The 25,082-nt window shown below is 66.1% G+C and carries 23 protein-coding genes and 1 tRNA gene; 10 read left to right on the top strand and 14 right to left on the bottom strand.

What is annotated here, in order from left to right; all coding sequences use genetic code 11:
* Nucleotides 1-3 precede the first annotated feature (3 nt).
* Together NFU08_RS09755 and NFU08_RS09760 are read left to right on the top strand one after the other, a co-directional pair.
* On the top strand, nucleotides 4-747 hold the full coding sequence (locus NFU08_RS09755; RefSeq protein WP_174177231.1) for an aspartate/glutamate racemase family protein: 744 nt from the start codon (nucleotides 4-6) through the stop codon (nucleotides 745-747).
* Between the two features lie 23 nt (nucleotides 748-770).
* On the top strand, nucleotides 771-1,532 hold the full coding sequence (locus tag NFU08_RS09760) for an SDR family oxidoreductase (RefSeq protein WP_174177229.1): 762 nt from the start codon (nucleotides 771-773) through the stop codon (nucleotides 1,530-1,532).
* Nucleotides 1,533-1,560: 28 nt separating this feature from the next.
* On the opposite strand, the gene NFU08_RS09765 is transcribed toward NFU08_RS09760, so the two are convergent.
* On the bottom strand, nucleotides 1,561-1,938 hold the full coding sequence (locus NFU08_RS09765; RefSeq protein WP_174177227.1) for a sterol carrier family protein: 378 nt from the start codon (nucleotides 1,936-1,938) through the stop codon (nucleotides 1,561-1,563).
* 122 nt (nucleotides 1,939-2,060) lie between these two features.
* On the opposite strand from NFU08_RS09765, the gene NFU08_RS09770 reads away from it, so the two are divergent.
* Entirely contained in the window at nucleotides 2,061-2,432 is a 372-nt protein-coding gene (locus NFU08_RS09770; protein WP_174177225.1) for a VOC family protein, read from the top strand.
* A gap of 64 nt (nucleotides 2,433-2,496) precedes the next feature.
* On the opposite strand, the gene NFU08_RS09775 is transcribed toward NFU08_RS09770, so the two are convergent.
* Nucleotides 2,497-3,513, bottom strand: a complete 1,017-nt coding sequence (locus NFU08_RS09775) for an asparaginase (protein WP_251422659.1) — start codon at nucleotides 3,511-3,513, stop codon at nucleotides 2,497-2,499.
* Between the two features lie 36 nt (nucleotides 3,514-3,549).
* Entirely contained in the window at nucleotides 3,550-5,157 is a 1,608-nt protein-coding gene (locus NFU08_RS09780) for a molybdopterin-dependent oxidoreductase (protein ID WP_251422662.1), read from the bottom strand.
* 111 nt (nucleotides 5,158-5,268) lie between these two features.
* Here NFU08_RS09780 and purD point away from each other — a divergent pair, with 111 nt between their 5' ends.
* The gene (gene purD / locus NFU08_RS09785; protein WP_251422812.1) at nucleotides 5,269-6,585 is read left to right on the top strand and encodes a phosphoribosylamine--glycine ligase; all 1,317 of its coding nucleotides are present in this window, start codon (nucleotides 5,269-5,271) and stop codon (nucleotides 6,583-6,585) included.
* Nucleotide 6,586: 1 nt separating this feature from the next.
* Nucleotides 6,587-7,525: a phosphoribosylaminoimidazolesuccinocarboxamide synthase gene (locus NFU08_RS09790; protein WP_251422665.1), complete on the top strand. Its 939-nt coding sequence runs from the start codon at nucleotides 6,587-6,589 to the stop codon at nucleotides 7,523-7,525.
* A gap of 35 nt (nucleotides 7,526-7,560) precedes the next feature.
* Here NFU08_RS09790 and NFU08_RS09795 read toward each other — a convergent pair whose 3' ends face one another.
* Nucleotides 7,561-8,826 (bottom strand): helix-turn-helix transcriptional regulator, encoded by a 1,266-nt coding sequence (locus NFU08_RS09795; protein ID WP_174177215.1) that lies wholly within the window; start codon nucleotides 8,824-8,826, stop codon nucleotides 7,561-7,563.
* A gap of 133 nt (nucleotides 8,827-8,959) precedes the next feature.
* Between NFU08_RS09795 and NFU08_RS09800 the strand changes: the two genes are divergently transcribed.
* On the top strand, nucleotides 8,960-9,175 hold the full coding sequence (locus NFU08_RS09800; RefSeq protein WP_174177214.1) for a hypothetical protein: 216 nt from the start codon (nucleotides 8,960-8,962) through the stop codon (nucleotides 9,173-9,175).
* Between the two features lie 104 nt (nucleotides 9,176-9,279).
* Here the strand turns inward: NFU08_RS09800 and NFU08_RS09805 are convergent.
* From NFU08_RS09805 to NFU08_RS09825, 5 genes are all read right to left on the bottom strand, one after another.
* A tRNA-Pro gene (locus tag NFU08_RS09805) sits at nucleotides 9,280-9,356 on the bottom strand.
* 55 nt (nucleotides 9,357-9,411) lie between these two features.
* Nucleotides 9,412-11,238 (bottom strand): ABC transporter ATP-binding protein, encoded by a 1,827-nt coding sequence (locus NFU08_RS09810; protein WP_251422668.1) that lies wholly within the window; start codon nucleotides 11,236-11,238, stop codon nucleotides 9,412-9,414.
* Nucleotides 11,235-13,055 (bottom strand): ABC transporter ATP-binding protein, encoded by a 1,821-nt coding sequence (locus tag NFU08_RS09815; RefSeq protein ID WP_251422670.1) that lies wholly within the window; start codon nucleotides 13,053-13,055, stop codon nucleotides 11,235-11,237. Before NFU08_RS09815 ends, NFU08_RS09810 begins: the two co-directional genes overlap by 4 nt.
* A 153-nt stretch (nucleotides 13,056-13,208) precedes the next feature.
* Nucleotides 13,209-14,156 (bottom strand): metallophosphoesterase, encoded by a 948-nt coding sequence (locus NFU08_RS09820; protein ID WP_251422674.1) that lies wholly within the window; start codon nucleotides 14,154-14,156, stop codon nucleotides 13,209-13,211.
* A 6-nt stretch (nucleotides 14,157-14,162) separates the two neighbouring features.
* Complete coding sequence (locus NFU08_RS09825) at nucleotides 14,163-16,514, bottom strand: transglycosylase domain-containing protein (RefSeq protein ID WP_251422677.1); 2,352 nt, start codon at nucleotides 16,512-16,514, stop codon at nucleotides 14,163-14,165.
* A 37-nt stretch (nucleotides 16,515-16,551) separates the two neighbouring features.
* Between NFU08_RS09825 and NFU08_RS09830 the strand changes: the two genes are divergently transcribed.
* From NFU08_RS09830 to NFU08_RS09840, 3 genes are read left to right on the top strand one after another with little or no spacing between them, the layout of a single operon-like run.
* Nucleotides 16,552-16,707 (top strand): DUF4177 domain-containing protein, encoded by a 156-nt coding sequence (locus NFU08_RS09830; RefSeq protein ID WP_003797879.1) that lies wholly within the window; start codon nucleotides 16,552-16,554, stop codon nucleotides 16,705-16,707.
* A 1-nt stretch (nucleotide 16,708) separates the two neighbouring features.
* Nucleotides 16,709-17,242 (top strand): RidA family protein, encoded by a 534-nt coding sequence (locus NFU08_RS09835; RefSeq protein WP_174177204.1) that lies wholly within the window; start codon nucleotides 16,709-16,711, stop codon nucleotides 17,240-17,242.
* Nucleotides 17,243-17,257: 15 nt separating this feature from the next.
* Nucleotides 17,258-18,169, top strand: a complete 912-nt coding sequence (locus NFU08_RS09840; protein WP_251422680.1) for an NUDIX hydrolase — start codon at nucleotides 17,258-17,260, stop codon at nucleotides 18,167-18,169.
* Here the strand turns inward: NFU08_RS09840 and NFU08_RS09845 are convergent.
* Nucleotides 18,166-18,354, bottom strand: a complete 189-nt coding sequence (locus tag NFU08_RS09845; protein WP_251422683.1) for a hypothetical protein — start codon at nucleotides 18,352-18,354, stop codon at nucleotides 18,166-18,168. The two genes, NFU08_RS09840 and NFU08_RS09845, sit on opposite strands and share 4 nt — an antisense overlap.
* Nucleotides 18,355-18,625: 271 nt before the next feature.
* Nucleotides 18,626-19,303, bottom strand: a complete 678-nt coding sequence (locus NFU08_RS09850) for a Crp/Fnr family transcriptional regulator (protein WP_013602309.1) — start codon at nucleotides 19,301-19,303, stop codon at nucleotides 18,626-18,628.
* Nucleotides 19,304-19,566: 263 nt separating this feature from the next.
* On the opposite strand from NFU08_RS09850, the gene NFU08_RS09855 reads away from it, so the two are divergent.
* Nucleotides 19,567-20,751: a MarP family serine protease gene (locus NFU08_RS09855; RefSeq protein ID WP_174177198.1), complete on the top strand. Its 1,185-nt coding sequence runs from the start codon at nucleotides 19,567-19,569 to the stop codon at nucleotides 20,749-20,751.
* 3 nt (nucleotides 20,752-20,754) lie between these two features.
* Here the strand turns inward: NFU08_RS09855 and aroQ are convergent, their stop codons facing one another.
* The 3 genes from aroQ to NFU08_RS09870 form a co-directional block, all read right to left on the bottom strand.
* On the bottom strand, nucleotides 20,755-21,216 hold the full coding sequence (aroQ, locus tag NFU08_RS09860) for a type II 3-dehydroquinate dehydratase (RefSeq protein WP_251422686.1): 462 nt from the start codon (nucleotides 21,214-21,216) through the stop codon (nucleotides 20,755-20,757).
* Between the two features lie 122 nt (nucleotides 21,217-21,338).
* Entirely contained in the window at nucleotides 21,339-23,531 is a 2,193-nt protein-coding gene (locus tag NFU08_RS09865; RefSeq protein WP_251422689.1) for an alpha-galactosidase, read from the bottom strand.
* A gap of 170 nt (nucleotides 23,532-23,701) precedes the next feature.
* Nucleotides 23,702-25,042 (bottom strand): sugar ABC transporter substrate-binding protein, encoded by a 1,341-nt coding sequence (locus NFU08_RS09870; protein ID WP_251422692.1) that lies wholly within the window; start codon nucleotides 25,040-25,042, stop codon nucleotides 23,702-23,704.
* Nucleotides 25,043-25,082: the final 40 nt, after the last annotated feature.

Raw genomic sequence — 25,082 nt, forward strand, 5'->3', positions numbered from 1 at the left:
CTGATGCGCATACTCGTTGCGAACGTCAACACCACCCAGTCCATGACGGATTCCATCGCCGCTTCGGCACGCAGCATCGCCGCGCCGGGCACGGAGATCGTGGGAATCACACCCCGGTTCGGGGCCGACTCCTGCGAAGGGAACTTCGAAAGCTACCTGGCCGCCATTGCCGTGATGGACGCCGTCACCTCCTACCCGGAGCCGTTCGACGCCGTTGTGCAGGCCGGCTACGGCGAGCACGGACGGGAAGGGCTGCAGGAGCTCCTGGATGTCCCGGTGGTGGACATCACCGAGGCCGCCGCCAGCACCGCCATGTTCCTGGGGCACAAGTACTCGGTGGTCACCACGCTGGACCGCACCGTTCCGCTCATCGAGGACCGGCTCAAGCTCGCCGGACTCGACGCGCGCTGCGCCTCCGTCCGGGCCAGCGGCATGGCCGTCCTTGAACTTGAGGAGGAACCGGAGCGCGCCGTCGAAGCCATCATCAACCAGGCGATGCTGGCCGTCAGCCAGGACAAGGCCGAGGTGATTGTGCTCGGTTGCGGCGGAATGGCAGGACTGGACGAGCAGATCAGGCTGCGGTCCGGAGTGCCCGTGGTGGACGGCGTGGCCTCCGCCGTGGCCATCGCTGAATCCCTGGTCCGCATGCGACTGTCCACCTCCAAGGTGCGGACCTACGCTGCGCCGCGGCCCAAGACCGTCATAGGCTGGCCGCTGAACAGCACTGGCGTGCCCGCCGCCCTTTAGCAGCAGATCCCGAGGAGAACAGCGTGAACACTACCCCTTCCGCCGCGCGGGTTGCCGTCGTTACCGGAGCAGGTTCCGGCATCGGGCGGGAGGTGGCCCGGCAGATGCTGGCCGCCGGATACCGGGTAGCGCTGGCGGGCCGCCGGGAAGCGCAGTTGAAAGAGACGGCGGACGATCACCCCGAAGCGCTGGTGGTGCCGTGCGACGTCACCCGGCAGGACGACGTCGAGCATCTTTTCGACGCCGTCCGCCGGCGGTGGGGCCGGGTGGACCTGCTGTTCAACAACGCCGGCGTGTTCGGCCCGGCAGCCAGCGTGGATGAGATTTCGCTGGAGGACTGGAACGCCACCCTCGCGGTCAACCTGACGGGTTCCATGCTGTGCGCCGCGGCCGCGGTCCGGGCCATGAAGGCGCAGGACCCGAAGGGCGGGCGGATCATCAACAACGGCTCCATCTCCGCGCACTCGCCCCGGCCCCGGACGGTGGCCTACGCCGTCACCAAGCACGCCATGTCCGGCCTGACCAAAAGCATTGAGCTGGACGGGCGGGGCTATGGGATCACGTGCGGGCAGATCGATATCGGCAATACGGCCACGGACATCATGGACACCATCGGCGTGGGCGCGGGGGCGCTGCAGGCGGACGGCAGCCGCAGGGTGGAGCCGACCTTCCCGGTTGCGGACGCCGCCCGTGCGGTCCTGATGATGGCAGGCATGCCGCCGTCGGCCAGCGTCGGATCTGTGGTCATCACCGCCGCGGGGATGCCGTTCATCGGCCGCGGCTGACCCCCGGGCTGACCCAAAAACTCTGGTACTAGAGGGGGAGCAGCGCGGAGAGGTCCGCGCGGAGGCCGGAGGCGGCCACCTTGTGCGCGGCCACCGCGTCCGCCCAGCCCAACTGGCCGGTCACCATCGCAAGCCAGGTGGCGGCGTCGCACTCAATCACATTGGGAGGCGTGCCGCGCGTGTGCCGCGGGCCTTCCACGCACTGGGTGACGCCGAACGGCGGCACCCGCACCTCCACCGAATTTCCCGGCGCCCGCGCAGTGACTTCCTCGAGCGTATAGCGCACCGCCGTTGCAAGGATGGTCCGCGGGACAGGAACGTCCGACGACGGTCCGGCGGCTTTGCGCCATGCCTCCACCGCTGCGGCGCCTTCCTTCGGGTCGATCCGGCGACGGGCTACAGCCATGTTTCGGGCCCCTTTCGTGGGGATGCAGCGGCAAAGGCAACCAGAGTACCGCGGATGCCTAACAGGGAGGAATCGGGGGAGTACGATCGGTAGCACCCGCCACAGAGGGAAAGGAACGGCCCGTGCAGCTCGGCGCTTTCTCAGTAAGCCTCAACGTCAAGGACATCGCCGCTTCAACGGCTTTCTACGAAAAACTTGGGTTCACGCGTTTTGCCGGTGACATCGGGCAGAACTGGCTGATCCTGAAAAATGGCCAGGCGGTGGTGGGACTTTTCCAGGGGATGTTGGAGAGGAACGCGCTGACCTTCAACCCTGGCTGGGACCAGGACGCCCAGCCGCTGGAGTCCTTTACGGATATCCGTGACCTTCAGCGGGAACTGCGGGGCCAGGGAGTCACTTTCGCCAGCGAAGCGGAGGAAGGAACAGCAGGGCCGGCGAGCTTCATTATTGTTGACCCGGACGGCAACCCGATTATCGTGGACCAGCACGTGTGAGGCGTCCAGCCGTGCCTGCCCTGTCCAAGGGCGCCTGGTCCAGAATCACCTGGTCCAGAATCACCTAGTCCAGAAGCGCCGAGACCGCCGGGCCGAGCCGGATCTTGCCGACCGGCCTGCCGCCGCCCAGCACAGGATCAACCGCTCTTTCCAGGACGCTGGCAACACCGGGTATCTCCACCGCGCCGGCCGCGGCCAGGAGGGTCAGGGCCACCAGCGACGTGGCACGCACGTTCCCGTCCAGGATTTTGACTGCCACCGAGACGCCCTGGGCCGTAGCCATGGCCAGGACGCCTTCCGCGCCAATTTTGGCAATAACCCCCAGCTCATCCATGACCAGCGTGTTGGCCTCGCCGATGCCCTGGACGGCCCAAGGGTAGTCCAGCATCGACGTGGCGATGGTGGCGGCGCGGGCGCTAAAGCTCTGGTCGCCCGGTGCTTTTGCCAGCTGCGAGTACCCCCGGGCAAGCCCCTTGAGGGACACCGCTGCCACGGGTGCACCGCAGCCGTCGATGCCCAGGTGGGCAATTTTCTCGCCCGTGTATTCCTCCACCACAGTGCGGACCCGCTGCTGGAGCGGATGGTTGGGCTCCAGGTAGCTGTGCGTGTCCCACCCGTTTTCCGTGCAGGCCCACAGGAACGCGGCGTGCTTGCCGGAGCAGTTGAAGGCCAGGCGCGACTTCCCCTTTTCGGAGCGCACCAGCCAGTTCCGGGCCGTCTCATCCTGCGGCCATGCCTCCGGGCACTGCAGCTGGTCCTCACGGACTCCGGCGGCCTTGAGCATCCCCGCCACCACGTCCATATGGTCCAGGGACCCGGTGTGGCTTCCACAGGCAACAGCCACCTGGGCGCCCCGCAGCGGGACGCCGGACTGCATGGACGCCAAAGCCTGGAACGGCTTGAGCGTGGACCTGGCCAGGATGGGCGTGTTGATGTCGCCCAGCTCAGTGACCACGGATCCGTCCGCTGCCAGGAGGACGGCAGACCCGATGTGCCGGGATTCCACAAAACCGCTGCGTTCGACGACGGCCAGTTCCACGGCGGAGTCCACGGTAAAGGTGGCATGGGGGTTGCGGGGCATGGTGCCAGTCTATGGGTCGCCCCTCCGAATGCCGCGCTATTCCACGGTGACCATCACGGACTGCCACCCGGACGCGCCATCGGGAACAGGGTCGGCGCGCTGGTCTGTCTGCACCTCGCCGGAGCCGTCGGTGGCCCGGACCTTGATGTAGTGCGGCCCGGGAGCGGCGTCCCACTGGTAGGACCATTGCCGCCAGGTGACCAGCGACGCCTCCGTGGAAAGCTCGGCTTCCATCCACTCGCCGTCGTCCACCTGGATTTCCACTTTGCTGATGCCCCGTGTCTGTGCCCAGGCGGTGCCCCCCACGGCAACTTTGCCGGCAGGCACCTTGGCGAAGGACTTGGGAACGTCCACCCGGGCCATGGTCTTGATGGGGCCGCGTTCGGACCAGCCCCGCTCCGTCCAGTACGCCTTGCTGTCGGCGAACCGGGTGACTTCCAGGTCCACCACCCACTTGGTGGCGGAGACAAAACCGTACAGGCCGGGGACCACCATCCGCACTGGGTAGCCGTGCTCCAGCGGGAGCGGCTCGCCGTTCATGCCGATGGCCAGCATTGCGTCCCGGTCGTCCTGCAGCACCTCCAGGGGCGTTGAGGCGCTGAAACCGTCGATGGACGTGGAGAGCACCATGTCTGCTCCATCCTTGGGCCGGGCCCGCTTGAGCACCTCGCGGAGGGGGAACCCCAGCCATTTGGCGTTGCCGGCAAGGTTGCCGCCCACGGGGTTGGACACACAGGTGAGCGTCACATGGGACTCGATCAGGTCGGCGTCGAGCAGGTCCTGGAACGTGAGGCGGATTTCCTCCTCAACCATGCCGTGGACCCGGAGTTCCCAGTCCGCCACGTCAATTTCCGGCACGCTAAGCGCGGTGTCGATCCGGTAGAACTCGCCGTTTGGCGTCACCCAGGGCGCCACCCCGGGCACCGGAGACTGGACGCCGGCGGGAACGGCCGGCGCTGCCTTGGCGGGTGCGGGCAGTTGCAGGGAATCCCGCGCCTGGAGGATGTTGCTGCGGGCGGCGCCCAGCAGCCGGCCTCCTGTTGCGGCCAGGCCGGCAGCGGCAGCGGTGATTCCGGCCGCCGCGAAAAAGCGGCGGCGGGTGGTTGCGGCGCGGGACGCCTTCCCCGGCCCGGCCACCACGTCTGGGAAATCAGCGACGGCGCTTCCGGCCGGCGCTTCCGGCCACGCCTTGGTCGCCGGCAGCTTTTTGACCAGGAACCGCAGCACCAGGAGGCCGGCCAGGGTTCCGGCCACTGACGGCAGCGCTTCAAAGGGCCCGACGCCGGCGCGGGTCACCACGCTGGCCACGATGACGGCACCCATGAACAGGACGCCAAGGACGCCCAGCGCCCATCTGCGGTAGGCCACCACGCCCAGCACGCACGCCAGCAGGGTGATGGTGACGCCCATGCCCGCGAAGAGGGCAACCTTGTCATTGGTGCCGAACGTGGCGATGGCGAAGTCCTTCAGCCACGAGGGGGTGAAGTCGATGAAAGTTGATCCCAGGGCTATCAGCGGCGTGGCGCGGGCGGTGAAGAATGCCCCGAGCAGTTCGGCCACGGCAAGGACGACGGCGGCCGCCACCACGCCTGCCAGCGCCGCCATTGCAGTGGGTCCCCGGAACCAGTTCTTCAGCTTCTCCATGACGGGTATTCGGAGCGGACAGGCTCCGGGATTGTCGCCCGGACGCCGGTGCGGTACTGGCGGTGACACAGCTTAGGAGCACGCAGGGTGCACAAAGTACCCTTGGAGACTGTGAAGGTACTCGTCATTGGCCCCGGAGGCCGCGAACACGCCATTGTCCGCTCCCTGCTCGCCGACCCCAACGTGTCCGAGGTCCATGCAGCACCCGGCAACGCCGGCATCAGCAAGCTGGTCCCCACCCACAAAATCGACGGCAACGATCCCGACGCCGTCGCCGCCCTGGCCACTCGGCTGACGGTGGACCTAGTGGTGGTTGGCCCCGAGGCGCCGCTGGCCGCGGGTGTGTCCGACGCCGTCCGCGAGGCGGGCATCCCCGTGTTCGGACCCAGCAAGGCTGCAGCCCAGCTGGAAGCGTCCAAGGCGTTCGCCAAGGAAATCATGGCGGAAGCGGGAGTGCCCACGGCCATGGCCATGGTGGCCACGAACGCTGGGGAAGCCGAATCGGCCCTGGATACCTTCGGTGCACCCTACGTGGTGAAGGATGACGGCCTCGCCGCAGGCAAGGGCGTGGTGGTCACCAAGGACCGCCGGGAGGCCCTCGCCCACGCGCAGTCCTGTTTCGATGCCGGCGGCTCGGTGGTGATCGAGGAGTTCCTGGATGGTCCCGAGGTTTCGCTGTTCGTCCTGTGCGACGGCCACAACACCGTGGCGCTTTCACCCGCCCAGGACTTCAAGCGGATCTTCGACAACGACGAAGGCCCCAACACCGGCGGCATGGGTGCCTACACTCCGCTCGAGTGGGCACCGGAAGGCCTTGTCCAGGAAGTCATTGAGCGCGTGGCCCAGCCCACCGTCAACGAGATGGCCCGCCGCGGCACCCCGTTCGTCGGCGTGTTGTTCGTGGGGCTGGCCCTCACCTCGCGCGGCACCCGCGTCATCGAGTTCAATGTCCGCTTCGGCGATCCGGAAACACAGGCCGTGCTGGCACGGTTGAAGACCCCGCTCGGTGCCCTGCTGCTGGCAGCCGCCAAGGGCGAACTGGACAAGGCGGAAGAGCTGCGGTGGGCCAAGGAAACTGCCGTCGCCGTCGTCGTCGCGTCCGAAAACTACCCCGACACCCCCCGCACCGGGGACCGCATCCGCGGGCTCAAAAAGGTGGAGGAGCTCGAAGGCGTCCACGTCATCCACGCCGGCACGGCCTTCGACGAGGACGGCAAAGTGGTGTCCGCAGGAGGGCGCGTGCTCGCCGTCGTCGCCCTCGGCAGCGACCTCGTGGACGCGCGGGAAAAAGCGTACGACGGCGTGGAGCTGGTCCAGCTTGAGGGCTCGCAGTTCCGCACCGACATTGGCGGAAAAGCCGCCCGCGGGGAAATAAAGGTCCCCTCCACTGCCAGCGCATCCCTCCACGGGACCAAGACGAAGGCCTGACATGAGCAACGATCCAGCACCCCGCGGTTTCAACACCAAGACCCTGGACCTTCCCGGATGGACGCACGTCTACTCCGGCAAGGTCAGGGACCTCTACGAGCCGGCTGACGAGGCCGTCCTGCAGCGTATGGGCCAGGACTGCGTGCTGGTGGTGGCCAGCGACCGGATCAGCGCCTATGACCACGTCCTGTCCTCCCTGATTCCGGACAAGGGGCGCATCCTTACCCAGCTCAGCCTGTGGTGGTTCGACCAGCTGGACGTGGACCACCACGTCCTGGGCTCCACGGTGGAAGACGGCGTCCCGGCCGAGGTGGAAGGCCGGGCCATGATCTGCAAGAAGCTGGACATGTTCCCGGTGGAGTGCATCGCCCGCGGCTACCTCACAGGCTCCGGCCTGCAGGAATACAAAGCCTCGGGGACTGTGTGCAGCATTCCGCTGCCGGAGGGCCTGGTTGACGGGTCGCGGCTGGACCGTGCCATCTTCACGCCATCGGCCAAAGCCGAGGTGGGCGAGCACGACGAGAACATCACCTACGACGCCGTGGTGGCGATGGTTGGCGACGATATTGCCGGACGCCTCAGCGAGCTGACGCTCAAGATCTACAACACCGCCGAGAAAATCACCCGTGAGCGGGGCATCATCCTGGCCGATACAAAAGTCGAATTTGGCTATGACCCGGTGACGGGGCTCATCACCCTGGGGGATGAGGTGCTGACGCCGGATTCCTCGCGCTTCTGGGATGCCGCCACCTACCAGCCGGGCCAGGCACAGCCGTCCTACGACAAACAGTATGTGCGCGATTGGCTGACGTCTGCCGAATCAGGCTGGGACAGGTCCTCGGATACGCCGCCACCGGCGCTGCCCAACGAGGTTGTTGACCGTACCCGCGGCCGCTACGTCGAGGCCTACGAGAAACTGACGGGGAAAACCTTCGCCTGACGGAGCCCCAGCTGCTCCCGGCGGATGGTGCTTTGCTAGCTGGCTTTGGCAGCGGCCGCGGCGCGCTGCTGGGCCAGTTTTATTTCCAGGACCGCGTCCATCGCCTGCTGGACGCGGTCAGCCGCTCCTGCCGCACTGAAGGCTTTCTGGGCTTCCTCGAGGTGCACCAGGGCTTCCTCGGATTCACCCGCGGCCTTGAGGGACTTGCCCAGCAGCAGCGAGACTTCACCGGCGGTGTGCTTTGCCAGGCTGGCGCGTTCCGCATGGATTTCGCGGAGCTTCTCGACGGCGGCAACGATGTCACCGGTCAGGTACAGCCAGCGGGCGCGGATGAAAGCGACCTCCAGCTGGTCGGACTTGTTGCCACCCACGATGGACAGGGCCAGTTCGGCCCGTTCAATCGATGACAGCGTCTCCGGCTCAACGATCCCGGAGGACAGGCGAACGGCGGCCGAGGCTTTGTTGAACCGGGCCCACAGTTCGATGTCGTTGGCGGGGGAGAGCAGCCGGGCAGCCCGTTCGTGGTGCTTGATGCCCTCCTGGTAGTCGTGCCGCATGAAGGCCACGTTGCCGATCACCCACGCCACTTCGCCGGCGAGCTGGGACATGGAGTGCTCATCCACGTGGTCGATCATCGCCTGGCAGTATTTCCAGGCTTCGTCGAGCCGGCCGCTTTCGGCAAGTGCGCCGATCAGTGCCCGGTGCGCCCCGATGATGAGCGTGGAACCCTTCGGCAGCTGGGAACACAGCCGCACGGCCTCCATGGCGTGGTCCACCGCCGCGCTCAGCTGGCCCTGGCCCTGGGAGATGCCGGCGAGCATCTGGCGGGCCCGGACGGCGAGGCCGGCCGATTCCGTTGCCATGGGGTGCTCCAGCAGGTGCTGCATGATGCGCTGGCATTCCTGCCAGTTGCCCTGCTTGATGAGGCACTCGGCCTGCATGTACGTCATGTTCCACCAGGCGCTCGTGTTCCTGCCTTCGAGGGCTATCTTTGCAGCTGTGGCGGCGTGGCTTGCCGCGAGCTGATAGTCCCTCAGGTCCCACGCCTGCCGGGCGTACAATCCGGCGAGGACGTATTCGGCGTCGCTCACCGAGATAGGCTGGCTCCAGGCTTCCAGCGCCTTGGGTGCCAGTTCCAGCCTGCGTGCAAGTTCCTCGATCACCTCTGCCGTAGGTTCCCTGCGGCCGGTCTCAAGTAGTGAAATATAGCTGGGGGAATACAGGTCCTTTCCCAGTTCCGCCTGTGTCAGCCCCCGTTCGAGACGCTCCGCACGGAGCTTCTCCCCGAATCCGTTGCCCACGGGATTTCCTCCTTTTCCGGACGGTCTTCGTACAAAATGCTTGACAGTCCCTGTGGAAAACATTTTACAATGTATGTCAACAAGGACAGTGCTGGCTTTGTAACGAATCCGACTCGTATTGAGGAACCTATTTATGTTGAAGAAGATCGCAACCGCGGCCGTACTGGCAGGGGCACTTGCTTTTTCTGCTGCGGCTCCAGCTGTCCTGTCTGCCGGTTCCCTCGGGGACTCTGCCGGAACGTCGGTAGCCGTAGGAAACTGGCCGGACCCGATGTCCAAGAAGACCAAGGACAAGAGCACGGATACCTCGTACACCACGTACGTAGGCAACTGGCCCGACCCGATGTAATAGCTTCCTCACACATGGAGGCGAGGATGGCCCCGGAGCGCAGGCTTCGGGGCCGTTCCTTTTAAGAAGGAAGAGGGCCTCCGCATGAAGACCCTCTTCTTTTCTGGTCGGGATGACAGGATTTGAACCTGCGACCTCTTCGTCCCGAACGAAGCGCGCTACCAAGCTGCGCTACATCCCGATCCGCTGCAAAAGCAACTTTACAAGGATAGCCGATGCCGGGTCCCGATGCGAAATCAGACCAGCGAATCCTTCCAGGCGCCGTGGAGGTCGGCAAAGCGGCCGCCCCCGCCAATGAGTTCAGCCGGGCTTCCGTCCTCCACGATCCGGCCGTCGTGCACCACCAGCACCCTGTCAGCGGTCTCTACCGTGGACAGGCGGTGGGCAATGATGAGCGCCGTCCTGCGGGCCGCTTCCGTGCCCGCCAGGAGCCGCGCAAGGCCCTGCTGCACCAGCCTCTCGGAGGGGATGTCCAGGGAGGACGTCGCCTCGTCCAGGATCAGTACGGCAGGTCGGGCCAGGAACGCCCGGGCAAAACTGATGAGCTGCCGCTGCCCGGACGAGACACGGCCGCCGCGCTTGTTGACGTCGGTGTCGTAGCCTTCGGGCAGTTCCATGATGAAGTCGTGGGCGCCTACGGCTTTGGCCGCTTCCTCGATCTCCGCCCGGGAAGCCTCCGGGCGGCCCAGGGCGATGTTGTCTGCCACCGAGCCGCTGAACAGGAAGGCCTCCTGGGTGACCATCACGATGTTCCGGCGGAGATCCGTGGTGCCCAGGTTGCGGACGTCGACCCCGTCGAGCGTGAGCGATCCGGCGGAGACGTCGTAGAAGCGTGCTATCAGCTTCGCCAGCGTGGACTTGCCGGCACCCGTCTGGCCCACCAGGGCAACAGTCTGGCCTGCGGGAATGTGCAGGTCCAGGGTGGGGACGATCAGCGGGCCGTCGCCGTAGCGGAACTCCACGCCGTTGAAGTCGATGGATCCCTTGGCCTGCTTCAGGGCGACCGGGTTCTTGGGCGGGCGGACCGTCGGCACCTCCTCCAGGAGCCCCGACACCTTTTCGAGCGCCGCCTGCGCGCTCTGGAAGGAGTTGTAGAACATGGCCATCTGGTCCACCGGCTGGAAGAACCGCTTGGTGGAAAGGATGAGTGCCAGCAGCACCCCGACCTCCAGGTCGCCGCCGAGGACGCGGAAGCCGCCGAAGAGCAGGACCACGGCCACACAGACGTTACCGATCAGGACCAGCCCCGGCTGGAAGATGCCGTTGAGGTTGATGGAGCGCACGGTGACCCGCCGGTATTCCTCGGCCAACTGGCCGTACCGGCCGGAGTTTTCCTGCTCCTTGCGGAAGGCCTTGACGGCGCGGATGCCGGTCATGGTTTCCACGAAGTGCACAATGAGCCGGGCGGACACCACGCGGGATTCGCGGAAGGCGATCTGGGAGTGCTTCTGGTACCAGCGGGCCAGGAAGAACATGGGCACGCCGGCGGCCAGCACCAGCAGCCCGCTCCGCCAGTCCAGGGCAAACACGGTGATGGCAGTGAAGACCATGAACAGCATGCCTGACGCCAGCGAGCTGACACCGGAGTCCAGGAGTTCGCGAAGGGCTTCCAGGTCCGACGTCTGCCGGGCGATGATCCGTCCGGACGTGTACTTTTCGTGGAACTCGAGGCTCAGCCCCTGGGTCTGGCGGAAGACCCGCAGGCGCAGGTCCAGCAGCATGGCCTGGCTGAGCTTCGCGGTGGACGTGACGTACAAAGCCGTGAGCCCCGCCGTCGCAATGGCGGCAAGGAGGTAGGCGGCGCCGGTGAACACCAGGGGCGCGTTGTCTCCGGCCTGCAGGGCGGGCAGGGCGCGGTCGATGCCAAAGGCGATCAGCGCCGGCCCGGCCACCCTTGCAGCCTGGGAGAGGACCACCATGGCGATGGTCAGCCAGAACCGGAGCCGCACCGGCCGGATCAGTGACCGCAGGAGCGCCAGTGACCGCCGTCGGACGGCCCTGCTGTCATCCTTGCTGAGGTGGGCATTGTCTTCATTGGCAGTGCCGAAGGAGGCGGCGCTCATCGGGTGACCTCCGCTTCCTGGATAACTGCTTCTGCCTTGAGGTCCGAGAGTTCCGAGTCCAGGTCCCGGGGTTCCTGGTCCAGGCTCGCAATGACGTAGCGGTAATGGTCGTTGCCCGCCAGGAGTTCCGTGTGGGTTCCGACGGCGGTGATCCGGCCCTCTTCAAGCAGCGCCACCCGGTCCGCGAGGGCCACGGTGGACGGCCTGTGCGCGACGATCAGGGTGGTGGTGTCCTTCAGGACCGCACGGAGCCGGGTCTCCACCAGTTCCTCCGTATGGACGTCAAGGGCGGAGAGCGGGTCATCCAGCACCAGCACGCGGGGGCGGGCCGCGATGGCACGGGCCAGGGCAATCCGCTGGCGCTGCCCGCCGGACAGGCTCAGGCCTTCCTCGCCGATCAGGGTGTCCAGGCCCTGGGGCAGGGAGTACGCGAAGTGTGCCTGGGCAACATCCAGTGCTTCCTCCAGGACGGCGTCGCTGCGGACCGGGGCGCCGAGCAGCACATTGTCCCGGACGGAGTTGGAGAACAGGGTGGTGTCCTCGAAGGCCACCGCCACGATGCGGCGCAGCTCCTCCACGTCGAAGTCCCGCAGGTCCACGCCGTCGATGCTGATGAATCCGTCGGTGACGTCATACAGCCGGGGCACCAGCTGGATCAGCGCGCTCTTGCCGCTGCCCGTGATTCCCACCAGGGCCATGGTTTCACCGGGCCGGACGTCCAGGCTGACGTTCTTTAGGATGGGTTTGTCCCGGGCATCCTCGTAGGCGAAGGTGGCGTTGTGGAATTCGAGGGCGCCCGCGAGCTGGCGGGGCAGGCGCGGATCCGGGGGACTGGTGATGGTGTTGGCGGAATCCATGACTTCGTAGTGGCGGTCGACGGCGGTCTTGGCGGTGAGTGCCATGGCCAGCAGCATGCCGGAGAATTCCACGGGTGAGGCAATGACGGCCGCGGTGGCAAAGAAGGCCACCAGCGCGCCGATGCTCAGTTGCCCGCTGGCGCAGAGCATGATGCCCACCACCAGGCCTGCCCCCAGCGCGAGTTCCGGCAAGAGTGTGACCACCATGGTGAACATGGCCTGGTGGCGTGCTTTGTCGATCTCTGTTTGGCGCAGCTCTTCGGCTTGTTCCTCGAAGTTTTCGAGTGCTTCCCGGCTGCGGCCGAAGGCCTTGAGCACACGGATGCCGTGCACCGACTCCTCCACCGTGGTTGCCAGGTCGCCGGCCTGGTCCTGGCTGCGGCGGGCCACCTTGCTGAACCGGGTGCGGAACCGGAAGCTGTAGGCCATGATGGGCACGGCTGCGGCCAGGAAGATCAGGGCGAGCTGCCAGCTCATTGCGAACATCACGGCAATGCCGATGATCACGGTGAGCGTGGTGACCACCAGCATGATGGCGCCAAACGCCATCCAGCGGCGCAGGAAGTTGAGGTCCGTCATGGCCCGGGACAGCAGCTGGCCGGAACCCCAGCGGTCGTGGAAGGAGACCGTGAGCTCCTGCAGGTGGTCATAGAGGGACACCCGCATCCGGGTTTCCACCGTAGTGGCCGGATTGATCACGAACTGGCGGCGGAGTGCCACCAGTCCCGCCTCAGCTATGCCCAGGACCAAAATGATGCCGGCCGAAACCCAGATGGCTTCGCTGGCGCCGCCCGGCTGCAGCGACTCGTTGACCAGCACCCGCAGGACCTGGGGGATCGACAGTGCAACGATACTGGCCAGCAGCGCGCACACGAGTCCCAGCAGCAGCCGCGGAATGATGGGCCGGACATGGGGGTAGAGACGACTGATTGATCGAAAGAATGAAGATTGCTTGGCCATGCCCGCTTCTCAAGCTCTAAAACGAATGTAGTTTCCCTTAGCAACTACCCTATGCCATGGACGTGAGGCGGTTCACAGGAATTTCGGCGTGATAAAGAGCTTGGCCAGTTATTGCGTTGTGCAATGCAACCTGTTGTTGCACGCGCAGCGGGATCAGCCGGGTGAGGTTAGGGTCAGCAGGACTGCCTCGGGCTTGCAGGCGATCCTTACCGGAGCGAAGCGGGAGGTGCCGATGCCGCCGGACACGTTGACCGGCGTCGTACGTCCATTGCTCTGCCAGTCGTTGAGCCCCTTTGCCCGCCATGTGGGAAGGTCGCAGTTGGCCACCAGCGCGCCGTAGCCGGGGATGCAGATCTGGCCCCCGTGGGTGTGGCCGGCGAGGAGGAGGTCGGCGCCGTCCTCGGTGAAGTGGTCCAGCACCCGCTGGTAGGGCGCATGGATGACGGCTACTTTGAGGTGGTCGGCGGCGTCCTGGTTCACGGTTCCACGGGGCCAGCCGGCGTATTTTTCGCGCTTCAGGTGGGGATCGTCAACCCCGGAGAAGTCAAAGCGCATGCCGTTCAGCACCAAGGACTGGTGGCGGTTGGTCAGGTCCACCCAGCCGGCCATGCCGAAGCCTGAGCGCAGCCGGGGCCAGTCCAGCATCTTGGGTTTGGGCTTCACCTTGGAGGGCCCCAGCAGGTAGAGGGCAGGATTCTTCGGGCTCGGCGCAAAGTAGTCGTTGGAGCCTGGAACGAATACCCCGGGGAAGTCCATCAGCGGCCGCAGGGCGGCCAGCAGGGGGTCCACGGCTTTGGGATGGCTGAGGTTGTCGCCCGTGTTGGCCACCAGGTCCGGCTTGAGGTCAGCCAGGGACTGGAGCCAGGCCGCCTTCTTCTTCTGTCCGGTAATGAAGTGGATATCGCTCAAGTGGAGGATGCGGAACGGGCCGTGTCCCGGCGGCAGGATGGCCAGGGTTTCCTCGCGGAGGACGAACTGGTCCTTCTCCCACAGGCCATATCCGAAGGCGGCTGCCCCGGCAGCAACGCCGGCCCCTGCAGTGACGGCAAGGCCGCGTCCGATAGTCCGGGCGCGGCCTGCCAGCGTAGTGGTGGACGTCATCGGCGGCTAGCCGTTTCCGTTTCCGTTGCCATTACCGTTGCCGCTGTTGGTCGGCTGCGGAGCAGGCTCGGGGGCGGCAGGTGCTGAAGGCTCAGGAGCGGGCGCCTGGGTGGCTGGAGCCTGGGTGGCTGGAGCCTGGGGTGCCTGGCTTGTGCGCGGCGCCGTGGTGGCGGGTGTGCGTGTGTTGCCGCCGCCGTTGATCATGGAGCTGGGCGGGGCGGGGAATGGCTCGGTGCCGTAGGCGGGCGCGATCCGGGACATGAAGTTCGAGAACATCGGCCCGGCAATCATGTAACCGTCAATGCCCGGGTAGAACTTTCCGTTCACGGTGATGTTCTGGCCGGAACGGTCCTGGGCGCCAAGTGCGTCGCCAAACCAGGCGGCCGTGGCAAGGCCGGTGGTGTGGCCGACAACCCAGGTGGAACCGTTGTTGTTCGAGGTTCCGGTCTTGGCGCCGATGGGGAAGCTGGTCCGGGTGGAGATGCGGGGCTGGATCAGGGAGCCGGAGCCGCGGTTCAGGACTTCCTGGAGGGCGTAGTTCACGCCGCGGGCAACCTCGGGCTTGACCGCATCCCGGCAGCTGCTCGACTGGGCCGGCAGGGTGGCCCCGGTCTGGTCCGTAACCGCGGTGATGGCGATGGGCTCGCAGTACTTTCCGTCATTCGCGAACGTGGCGAAGGCGCTGGCCATGGTCAGCGGCGCCGTCTGGGTGGACCCCAACAGGTTGCCGAGCGTGGACATGTTGATCTTCGGGTTGGGATCGCCGTCAGCCGGGAGCCCGCCATGGAGGCCCGTTGCGTCAACGATTTTCTGGATTCCGCAGAAGTCCAGCTGTGCTGCCGAAGCGAAGGTGACGGTGTTGATGGAGTTGTACAGGCCTTCGAGGACGGACAGCGGCCGGTACCACTGGGGTTCCGCGTTCTGCAGGTCGTCAGCGGCGCCCAGCGACTTTTCCGCAGTGTTGTAGGCACCGGTGACCTGGCCGCAGGAGTTGCGCCACTTGAAGTTCAGCGGGTAGCGGCGCTGGGCGGCATTGACCACGGTATTCATAGACTTGCCCTCCTCAAGCCACTGGGCGAACGTGAAAGGCTTCATGGTGGAGCCGGGCTGCGCGCCGCCCAGGCCGTTGAGGTCGTTGCCGTCCTTGTCCAGCTTGTCCACGTTGAAGTTCACCTGCGAGTCGAAGGCACCCTCAGCCGGAAGGAAGGAGGTGTTCTGGGCCATCGAGACGATCTTGCCGGAGTTGGGCTGCACGGACACCATGGCAGCTCCCCACTTGTCCGGGTTGGCGCCGGCCGAGGCATTGACCTGTTCCTGGGCCACAGCCTGGGCGTTCGGGTCCAGCGTCGTGGTGATGGTCAGGCCGCCACCGTAGATGAGGCGAAGGCGTTCCTCGCGGTCCGCACCGTATGCCGGGTTGTTTTCCAGCAGGTGCAGCACGTAGTCGCAGAAGTAGGGGGCGGTGGACGCGTAGGCGCAGCCCTGCCGGGCGGGCGTGACGTTGGTTTCCACGGGGGTGGCGACGGCGGCGTCATGGTCTGCCTGCGTGATCTTGCCCTGGTTCAGCATCAGGCTCAGCACCAGGTCCCGGCGCTGCTTGGCGTTCTCGGGGTTGGTGATGGGGTCGAATGCGGACGGGCTGTTGACCAGGCCGGCCAGCAGCGCGGCCTGCGGAAGGGTGAGGTCCTTGGCGGTGGTGCTGAAGAAGAACCTGGACGCGGCTTCGATGCCGTAGGCGTCGCGGTTGAAGAACACGATGTTCAGGTAGCCCTCAAGGATCTGCTCCTTGCTGAACTCCTTTTCCAGGGCAATGGCGAGCTTCATCTCGCGGAGCTTATCGCCCACGCCCTTGTTCACGCCGTTGAGCTTGATGTCCTCGTCCCTGCCCTCGGCGGCGAGGTTGGAGTTGAGGACGTTGTTGACGTACTGCTGGGTGATGGTGGAGGCACCCTGCCTGTTGCCGCGGGCCGTGCTGACCAGTGCACGCAGGATACCGGTGGTGTCCACGCCGCCGTGCTCGTAGAACCGGCTGTCCTCGACGGCGATGACGGCTTCCTTCATGAACGGCGAGATCTGGTCCAGGGCAACCTTGGTGCGGTTCTCCTTGTAGACGCTGGCGATCTCGCTGCCGTCCGCAGCCAGGATCCTGGTGGTCTGGTTGGGCGGATCGACCTTCAGCTCATCGGGGAGGGTGTCGAAGAACTCGATCGAACCGCTGGCTGCGCTGCCTGAAACGGCCGCGGCGGGAACCAGCAGGCCTGCTACCAGGACACCGCAGATCGCACTCACGCCAAGGAAAACGAGGATTTTTCCGAGGGTGGTGGCAGTGTCGAATAATGGGTTCGTACGAGTCGCCATGTTTTCCACTTTACCGGCAAGGACTAGTCTTTCTCTCATGACCAAATGGGAGTACGCCACGATTCCGCTCATTATTCACGCCACAAAGCAGATACTTGACCAGTGGGGAGACGACGGCTGGGAGCTGGTCCAAGTTGTCCCCGGACCTGACGGAAACGGCCTGGTTGCCTACCTCAAGAGGGAGAAGCAGTAGCATGAGCACCTCCGCACAGGCCCAGCCCGGCGCGGCTGACGCCCCGGTTTCGGCTGTTGAAAAGCGGCTCGCGGACCTTGGGCTGACCCTTCCGGAAGTGGCTGCGCCCGTAGCCGCCTACGTTCCGGCAGTGGTTTCCGGCAGCCACGTGTACACGTCCGGCCAGCTGCCTTTTGTCAACGGCAAACTTCCGGCAACAGGCAAGGTATCAGCAGGGACCGAAGGTTACGCCGACGAGCCCACCGTTTCACCCGAGGACGCACAGCGGTTCGCAGCCATTTGCGCCGTCAACGCCCTGGCGGCCGTCAAGAGCGTCATCGGCGATCTTGACCGGATCACCCGCATCGTCAAGGTTGTGGGATTCGTCTCCTCCGATCCTTCCTTCACCGGCCAGCCCGGCGTCATCAACGGAGCCTCGGAGCTGCTGGGACGTGTCCTCGGTGACGCAGGCCAGCACGCACGTTCCGCCGTCGGCGTCTCCGTGCTGCCCCTCGACTCTCCCGTCGAGGTCGAACTGATCGCCGAATTTAGCTAGGACCGGTCGTTTCCCTTGCCTCACCTCGCCCGACGGCTCTTCGCCCTTCCCCAGGACCTTGAAGGGGCGGCCCAGAGCTGGCTCGAACACGGCGAACGGACCCCGCGGGCAGCACGCCTTGCATCCTCGGTGGTGCTGCTGCGGGATTCCCCAACCGGCCTGGAGACCTGGCTGGCCTACCGGCCAGGCTCCTCGCCGCTTGGCGTCCTGGCGTTTCCCGGCGGCTCGCTGGACGCGGCCGACGACGATCCGGTCCCCTGGCTGGGACCGTCACCACAGCATTGGGCTGAGCAGATGGGCACGGACGACGTTGGGCTGGCGCGCCGCCACGTGCTGGGCGCCATCCGCGAACTCTTTGAGGAAACCGGCCTGCTGCTGGCCGGACCTGACATGGCCGGCACCGTCGAAGCGACGTCAACCCCGGAATGGATGCGCGCCCGCGTTGCCGTCGCCGAGCAGGAAAAGACGTTCCCCGAGATCCTGGCCAAGCGTGGGCTGTCCGTCCGGACGGACCTGCTCAAGTCCCTGGTCAACTGGCGCAGCCCTGATTTCGCCCACCGCCGGTTCGACACCCGCTACTTTGCGGCCACCGTCCCCCTGAACCAGCAGCCCACCCTGCTGGAGGGCAAAGGCGTGTGGGGCCGGTGGGTCAATGCCGCGGATGTCATCGCCGAACGCCACACCACAGCTCTGGGCGACGAAGTGGGCCAGGAGAACACAGTGGGCCGTACCCTGGGGGAACTCCTGGTTCCCGGCTCGGAGATCATGCTTGAGAAGATGGCCGCGGCCAATGGCTGCATCGCCTACCTCAGCTACAAGCGCAAGGCCCATGTGTACCAGCCGGTCCTGGTTGAAGAGGACGGCAAGCTCATGCTTGAGGTGGAGGCCGCCAAGACTACCGCCGACGACCCCCAGCGCGAACGCTAGATCCTCCTGAGCGTTGCGTACGGGCGGCTGGGAAGGGTTCCCGCGGTCCAGTCCTTGGTGGGCGGTTCCAGCGGAATCCGGCCCATACCGTCACGGATTACCAGGACCACCGTGCCGGCTGTGGCGGCCAAGACCGCCAGGCCCAGCAGGATCAACAGGACACCCATAGCCACTGACATCGCCATGCACCTCGTGCCTTGATTTTACCGCCGCCCCACCTGTGACGCTCTCTCACTCAACGCAGGTTTTGGCGTGACGCTCTCTCACTTAACACAGCTTTTGGTGTGACGCTCTCTCACTCGGTCTGGCACGGTGAGCGAGGGTTTACAGAAAAGCTGCAGGAGATGAGCGAGGGTTTACGAAAAGGCTGCAGGGAGTGAGAGAGCGTTGGGCCGGGTCAACGCAGAAAGGCCGCCCCCGTGATCAGTTCACGGGGGCGGCCTTCCTGTTTGGTGGCTAGCGGGAGCGCTGGCGGAGGCGCTGCATGTCCAGGATGACGACGGCGCGGGCTTCCAGCCGCAGCCAGCCGCGCTGGACGAACTCGGCGAGGGCCTTGTTGACGGTTTCGCGGGAGGCGCCAACCAGCTGGGCCAGCTCTTCCTGGGTGAGCTCGTGGGCTACCAGGACGCCGTCCGTTGCAGGGCGGCCGAAGCGGTCCGCGAGGTCCAGGAGTGCCTTGGCTACGCGGCCCGGAACGTCGGAGAAGACGAGGTCGGACAGCGAATCGTTGGTGCGGCGGAGCCGGCGGGCGAGGGCCTGCAGGAGCTGTGCTGAGACCTCGGGGCGGGTGCGGAGCAGCGTGTTGAGGCTTTCGTTCTTGAGGCCCGCCAGCCGGGTTTCCGAGACCGCGGTTGCGGTTGCGGTGCGGGGGCTCGGGTCGAAGAGGGCCATCTCGCCGAAGAGTTCACCCGGGCCCAGGATTGCCAGGAGGGATTCCCGGCCGTCAGGAGACGTCCGGCCGAGCTTCACCTTGCCGGAGACGATGAAGTAGAGCTGGTCACCCTGGTCGCCCTCGCGGAACACCGAAGCGCCGCGGGACAGGTCCACCTCGGTGAGCTCGTCCGTCAGCAGACGGAATGCGTCGTCGTCGAGCGTGGCGAAAAGGGGTGCTCGGCGCAGTACCTCGATGTCCATGAAATCTCCTGAATAAAAGTGTCGGCTGTGGCGCTTGTGCCATTGTTTCAGAATTTTCAAGGTTCTGTGACGAACTTGGCAGGCGAAACGCCCTGATCCGGGGCCGCAGCGCCACCAGCGGAGGTGGCGCGGGACGTCCCGGGGGCGGCTGGGAGGCAGTTGGGGAGGTGCCCCTGGCAGGCCTGCCAGGAGGGGTGGGCTGTCCAGAAAACTGTCAGTGACCACCACTAGAATGGGTGTTCAACTGTTTATAAGGAGCCTTTGTGGTCGGCTTGACTGTCCTGGACCTGATCCTGATCCTGGCGCTGCTGTCCTACCTGGTTTATGGCCTGCGCAACGGTTTCCTGGTGACGGCGGGCGGCATAGCGGGGTTTGCGGCGGGAGCCGTGGCGGCCTTTTTCGCGGTCCCCCTGGTGAGCGGCTTCGTTGAGGACTCCGGATGGAGGCTGACCGCCATCGTGGCCGCCGCCGTCGTGCTGGTAGTCCTGGGGCACGGCCTGGGGACGATGGCCGGCCGGCAAATCCGCGGCGCCGTGCGGATCCGGCCCCTCCGGGCAGTAGACCGCCTGGTGGGCGGAGCCGTGAACGTAGTGGTGTCGGCGCTGGTGATGTCCATGCTGGCCTTCAGTGTCAGCTCCCTGGGTGTGCCGTTCGTATCGCAGCAGCTGGCCGAGTCAAGGGTCATCCGCTTCATCGACGGACTAACGCCCGTCCCCGTCAAAGCCACCATGGCGCAGCTGCGCTCCACCGTGATCGGCAACGGCATCCCCACGCTGCTGGAGGGCCTGGAACAGGGGCCGGCGGTACCGGTGCCGAACGCGAGCACCGACACTCCCTCGCTGAACCGGGCCGCGGAGTCCGTGCTCCGGATCGCCGGGACCGCGTACCAGTGCGGCCAAAACCAGACGGGCACGGGGTTTGTGGTGTCAGAGGACCGGGTGGTCACCAATGCACATGTTGTGGCGGGCGTGTCGCAGCCGGTAGTGGAAATGCCCGACGGCGGAGCGATGCCAGGGCGGGTCGTCTACTTCGACACCAAACACGACCTTGCGGTGCTGGCTGTGGATGGACTGCAGGCAAGCCCGCTGGCGCTGGGCCGGGACCTGCCCGGCGGCAGTCCTGCAGCTTTCGCCGGCTATCCCCACGGCGGCCCCTTCCAGTCCAAGCCCGCCACGGTGCAGGACATCACCACTGTCCTGGTGCCGGACATCTACGGAAACAACGCGTCACCCGAGGAGATCTACCGCCTGGCCGGGGACGTGCAGCCGGGGAATTCGGGAGGGCCGCTGCTGACCATGGACGGCCAGGTGGCAGGAGTGATTTTCGCGAAAGCGACGGCGGATATGGAGATGGGATTCGCCATCACCATGGACGACCTCACTCCCGTGGCATCGCAGGCGGCGTCCCTCTCCGCGCCGGTGTCCTCCGGGCAGTGCATCCAGAAGTAGCGGTTAGACGACCTCGGCAAGGTAGTCAATGGCCAGCCGGTACCCCGTAACGCCCGCGCCCACAATGACCGCAGAGCAGACGGGGGAGAGGTACGAATGGTGCCGGAATTCTTCGCGCTGGTGCACGTTGGTGATGTGGACCTCGACGGCGGGAAGCTGCACGGCGGCAAGGGCGTCCCGGAGGGCAACCGAGGTGTGGGTGAAGGCGCCCGCATTGATGACGATGCCCGCGGCGTTGTTCCGGGCGGCGTGGATGACATCGAGCAGGACGCCTTCGTGGTTGGACTGGACGCATTCGGCCGTGAAGCCGTGGGCCTCGGCGGCGGCCGCGGCCAGCTGCTCCACGTCGGCCAACGTCGAGGTGCCGTATTTTTCCGGCTCGCGGGTTCCCAACAGGTTCAGGTTTGGCCCGTTGATCACCAGGATGGTGCGGCCGGCGGCGGAGTCTGTGGAGGCGTCAGTCATGGATGACAATCTATCGGCTGGCGCTGGGCGCCGCTCATTCTTACGCCGGCACCCCCCATCGACCGCTCCGTAAATGCCGTTTTGAAGCGTGAAAACGACGTTTACGGAGCAATCGACGGTCACTAGAGGGCAGTGACCTTCAGCAGCAGCGCGTGCTCGGGGTTGAGGTTGGGCATGGGCAGGCCCACCTCGGCGAGGAAGCGTCCGTTGGCCACTGCCCCGTCCGCCAGCCAGGCCGGCGGCTGCACCTGGGTGTAGGTGTGGCCGTAGTCGGCGTCTTCGGTAGTGGGGAAGACCGCCTCCACCCGGTACGTGCGCCCGGCCTCCAGCCCGGGAATGCCGATCCGGCCCGGCTCCTCCGCCGCGGAGGTGCGGGTGCTGACCAGGGCGAACAGGCCCGCCGTCGTGCCAGAAACGGCGGGTGCATCGGTGACGACGCCGTGCAGCAGCAGGGCGTCACCGGTCACGTCCGCGTGGACGCGGCGGCCGCTGTGGAGGAGGCCGCGGTGTTCCTTGAACAGGGCGATGAAGCGCTTGAGCTCCTCCCGGTCCTTGCCCTGGACGCCGCGGATGTCCCACTCCATGCCGAAGTGGCCGAACAGCGCGGTGATGGCCCGGAAGGAGAGGTCGTGGGTGCGGGCGGTGGTGTGCGAGGTGGTGGGGCCGATGTGGCTGCCCACCAGCTCCGGCGGGACCACGGCGCCGGTCCAGCGCTGGATGGTCTGCCGCTCCAGCGCATCGTTGCAGTCCGACCCCCAGATCCGGTCCGTGCGTTCCAGGATGCCCAGGTCAACGCGCGCGCCGCCTGAGGAGCAGGATTCAATCTCGACGCCGGGATGGGCCTTGCGGAGCGCGTCGAACAGCCTGTACGCGGCGAGGGTCTGCTCGTGGACGGAGGAGCGTCCGGCGTGGCCGTGCTCCAGCAGGTCCCGGTTCTGGTCCCACTTGAGGTAGCTGATGTTGTTCTCGCTCAGGAGCGCGTCGATGCGGCTGTAGATGTACTGCCACGCCTCGGGGTTGACCAGGTCGATGATGTGCTGGTTCCGCCATTCCAGGGGCAGGCGGCCGCCGTCCTTGTGCTGCACCGCTGACGGGCCAACAATCCAGTCCGGGTGCGCCCGTGCGATATCGGAATCAAGGTTGACCATTTCCGGCTCCACCCAGAGCCCGAACTCCATGCCGCGGGAGGTCACGGCGTCGATCAGCGGTGTCAGCCCCTTGGGCCACAGGGTCTCGTCGACGTACCAGTCGCCGAGGCCGGCGTGGTCGTCCCGGCGGCCGCGGAACCAGCCGTCGTCGAGCACGAAGCGCTCAACGCCAAGGTCGGCAGCGGACTCAGCCAGCTCGATCAGCGTGTCCAGGTTGTGGTCGAAGTACACGGCCTCCCAGGTGTTAAGCACAACGGGGCGCGGTTTTCCGGCGGGCAGGCCGGTGGAGGCGGCCGGGAGGACGTGGTGCGGGCGGGACCGGAACCAGCTGTAGAAGGCCTGGGTGATCCCGTCCAGCCCATGGTCGGAGTAGGCGGCGAACAGTGCCGGGGTGGTGTAGCTGCTGCCGGGTTCGAGGATGACCTCGGCCGGGCCCAGGAGTTCGGAGCCGCCGATCATGGTCCGGCCGTCGCCGATGGTGTCCGCGAACTGTTCGTGGTTGCCGCTCCAGGCCAGGTGGGTGGCCCAGACCTTGCCGTGGCGGTTGCCGAAACCGGTGGTGCCGGCGGCGAACAGAAGGGAGGAGTCGTGTCCGGTGCGCCCGTGCCGGCCGGTCCGGACCCAGGTGCCCTGCTGGATGGCGCGGCGCTGCGGGTGCCGTTCCCGGCACCAGCGGCCGGTGAGGTCAAGGAGTTCGACGGCGTCCGGCGCCACCGGGAGGACGGTTGCCAGTTCGTCGAGCCGGTACGGCGTGGTGCCGTCGTTGGTGACGGTGTGCCGCATCTCCAGCAGCCCGGCGTCGTGAAGGGTAAGGGTTGATTCGACCGTGAGCCCGGCGTCCGGGTCTGACTGGACGATCACTGCCGAGCCGCCGTCGGCACCTGCTGTCACAACGCGGAGGCGGGCCGAGAAATCAAGCCCGGAGACGCCGTCGGCCGTCCGGGAGCCGCGCAGGGCGGCCCGGCCGCGCCAGGAGGACGACGCCTGGGGGAGGAGCGCTGCGGGGACGCGTGCGTCGATGGCGGAGTGCGGGACCGGGGAGGTGAGGATGGCCAGGTCCGGCAGGTCCGCGCCCAGGTCTGCGCCCCAGTGGACCACCTCGGCCTCTCCGCTGTCGAAGCTGATCACCAGGCTGGTCCCGGCGGAACGGAGGTGGAGGGGGTCCATAGGGGAAATCTCTTTCGTCGTTGTGCTGTGCGTCTGGAGGGCTGGAGCGTCGTAGGCGCCTCAAGCCAGGGAGTGGGGAGGGGATGGATGCCGCCGCCGCGAGGAGGGCACGGCGGCATCCAGCCCAGTGGCTGCGACCACAAACGCAGCCACTGTTTGGGGGCCAGGGCCTACTTGAAGAGGGCGTTGACCTGTTCGTTGGCCTGGGTCAGCGAGCTGGCGGGTGCCTTGCCGGAGACGACGGCGTCCATGGCCGGCTCCATGATGCCCTTGACCTTGGCGGTGTTGTCCGTGATGGGGTACAGGAAGGTGGTCTTGTTCTTGACGTGCTCGGTAAACGCGGTGACGTCAACACCCTTGGCTTGGAAGGCCTCGGCGGCCTTCTCCGAGGACGCCTTGAGGGCGGGGAACACCACGGCCTTGGAGGCTACGACGTCCTGGCAGTCGGCCGAAGCGAGGTATTCAACCCACTTGATGGCCGCGTCCTTCTTTTCGGTTCCGGCCCAAATGGAATCCGCCAGGCCGTTGAACATGGAGGCACGCTCGCCCTCGGGGCCCACCGGTGTGGGGGCGATGCCCACCTCGATGCCCTTGTAGCCGGTGTACTGGCCGATCATCCAGGAGCCGTGGGCGTTGATGGCGGACTTGCCGGCAGCGAAGGTGTCAGCCATGCTCGCGCCAACGGTGGTCTCGAGCTTGGGCATGTAGCCCTTGTCCGCCAGCCCGGCGAACCACTCCATGCTTTCCTGGAACTTGGGATCGTCGTAGTTGTACTTGGTGCCCCACGGGTTCTTGTCCGTGTGGGACCAGCCGGTGGTGTTGGTGAGGTAGCTCCATTCGGTCTGGCCGGAGGAGTCGCCGCCGCCGTTCAGGCCCAGGCCGTAGACGTCCACGTTGTTCTTGTCGAAGCCGGGCTCGTCGCCGCGCTTGCCGTTCTTGTCCACGGTCAGGTGGGCGATGACCTTCTCGTAGCTGCCGCCGTCTTCAGGGTTCCAGGTGAGGTCCTTCATCTGGTCCTCCGGGATGCCGGCGCTGCTGAGCATTGCCTTGTTGTAGAACAGGCCGATGGTGTCCCAGTCCTTGGGCAGTCCGTAGCGCTTGCCGTCCTGGCCCACCCACAGGTCCGCGAGGCCCTCGTTGTAGGCGGAGAGATCGATGTTGTCCTTTTCGACGGCCTCGTCGATGGCCAGGAGCTGCTTGTTTTCGGCCAGTTCGCCGTAGCGTCCCAGGTGGTTGGTGAAGACGTCCGGTGCGGTGCCGCCAACAAAACCGTTGGTGAGGGTGCTCCAGTAGTCGTCCCAGCCACGCTGGGTGATCTTGACCGTGATGTCCGGGTTGGCTGCCTGGAAGTCGTCAGCGCACTGCTGGTAGGCGGGCAGCTGGTTGGCGTCCCACAGCCAGTAGCTGATCTCGCCGGTGGCGCTTTCTTCGGAGGAGGAGGATCCGCTGCAGGCAGAGAGGGAGAGTGCCATAGCTGCGGCGACGGCAACGGCGCCGAGGGATTTCTTCATGGTTCTACTTTCCGTTCGGGTGGAGTTCGCTGGGATGCGA

The sequence above is a fragment of the Pseudarthrobacter sp. NCCP-2145 genome, from assembly GCF_023708005.1.
GTDB lineage: Bacteria > Actinomycetota > Actinomycetes > Actinomycetales > Micrococcaceae > Arthrobacter > Arthrobacter oxydans.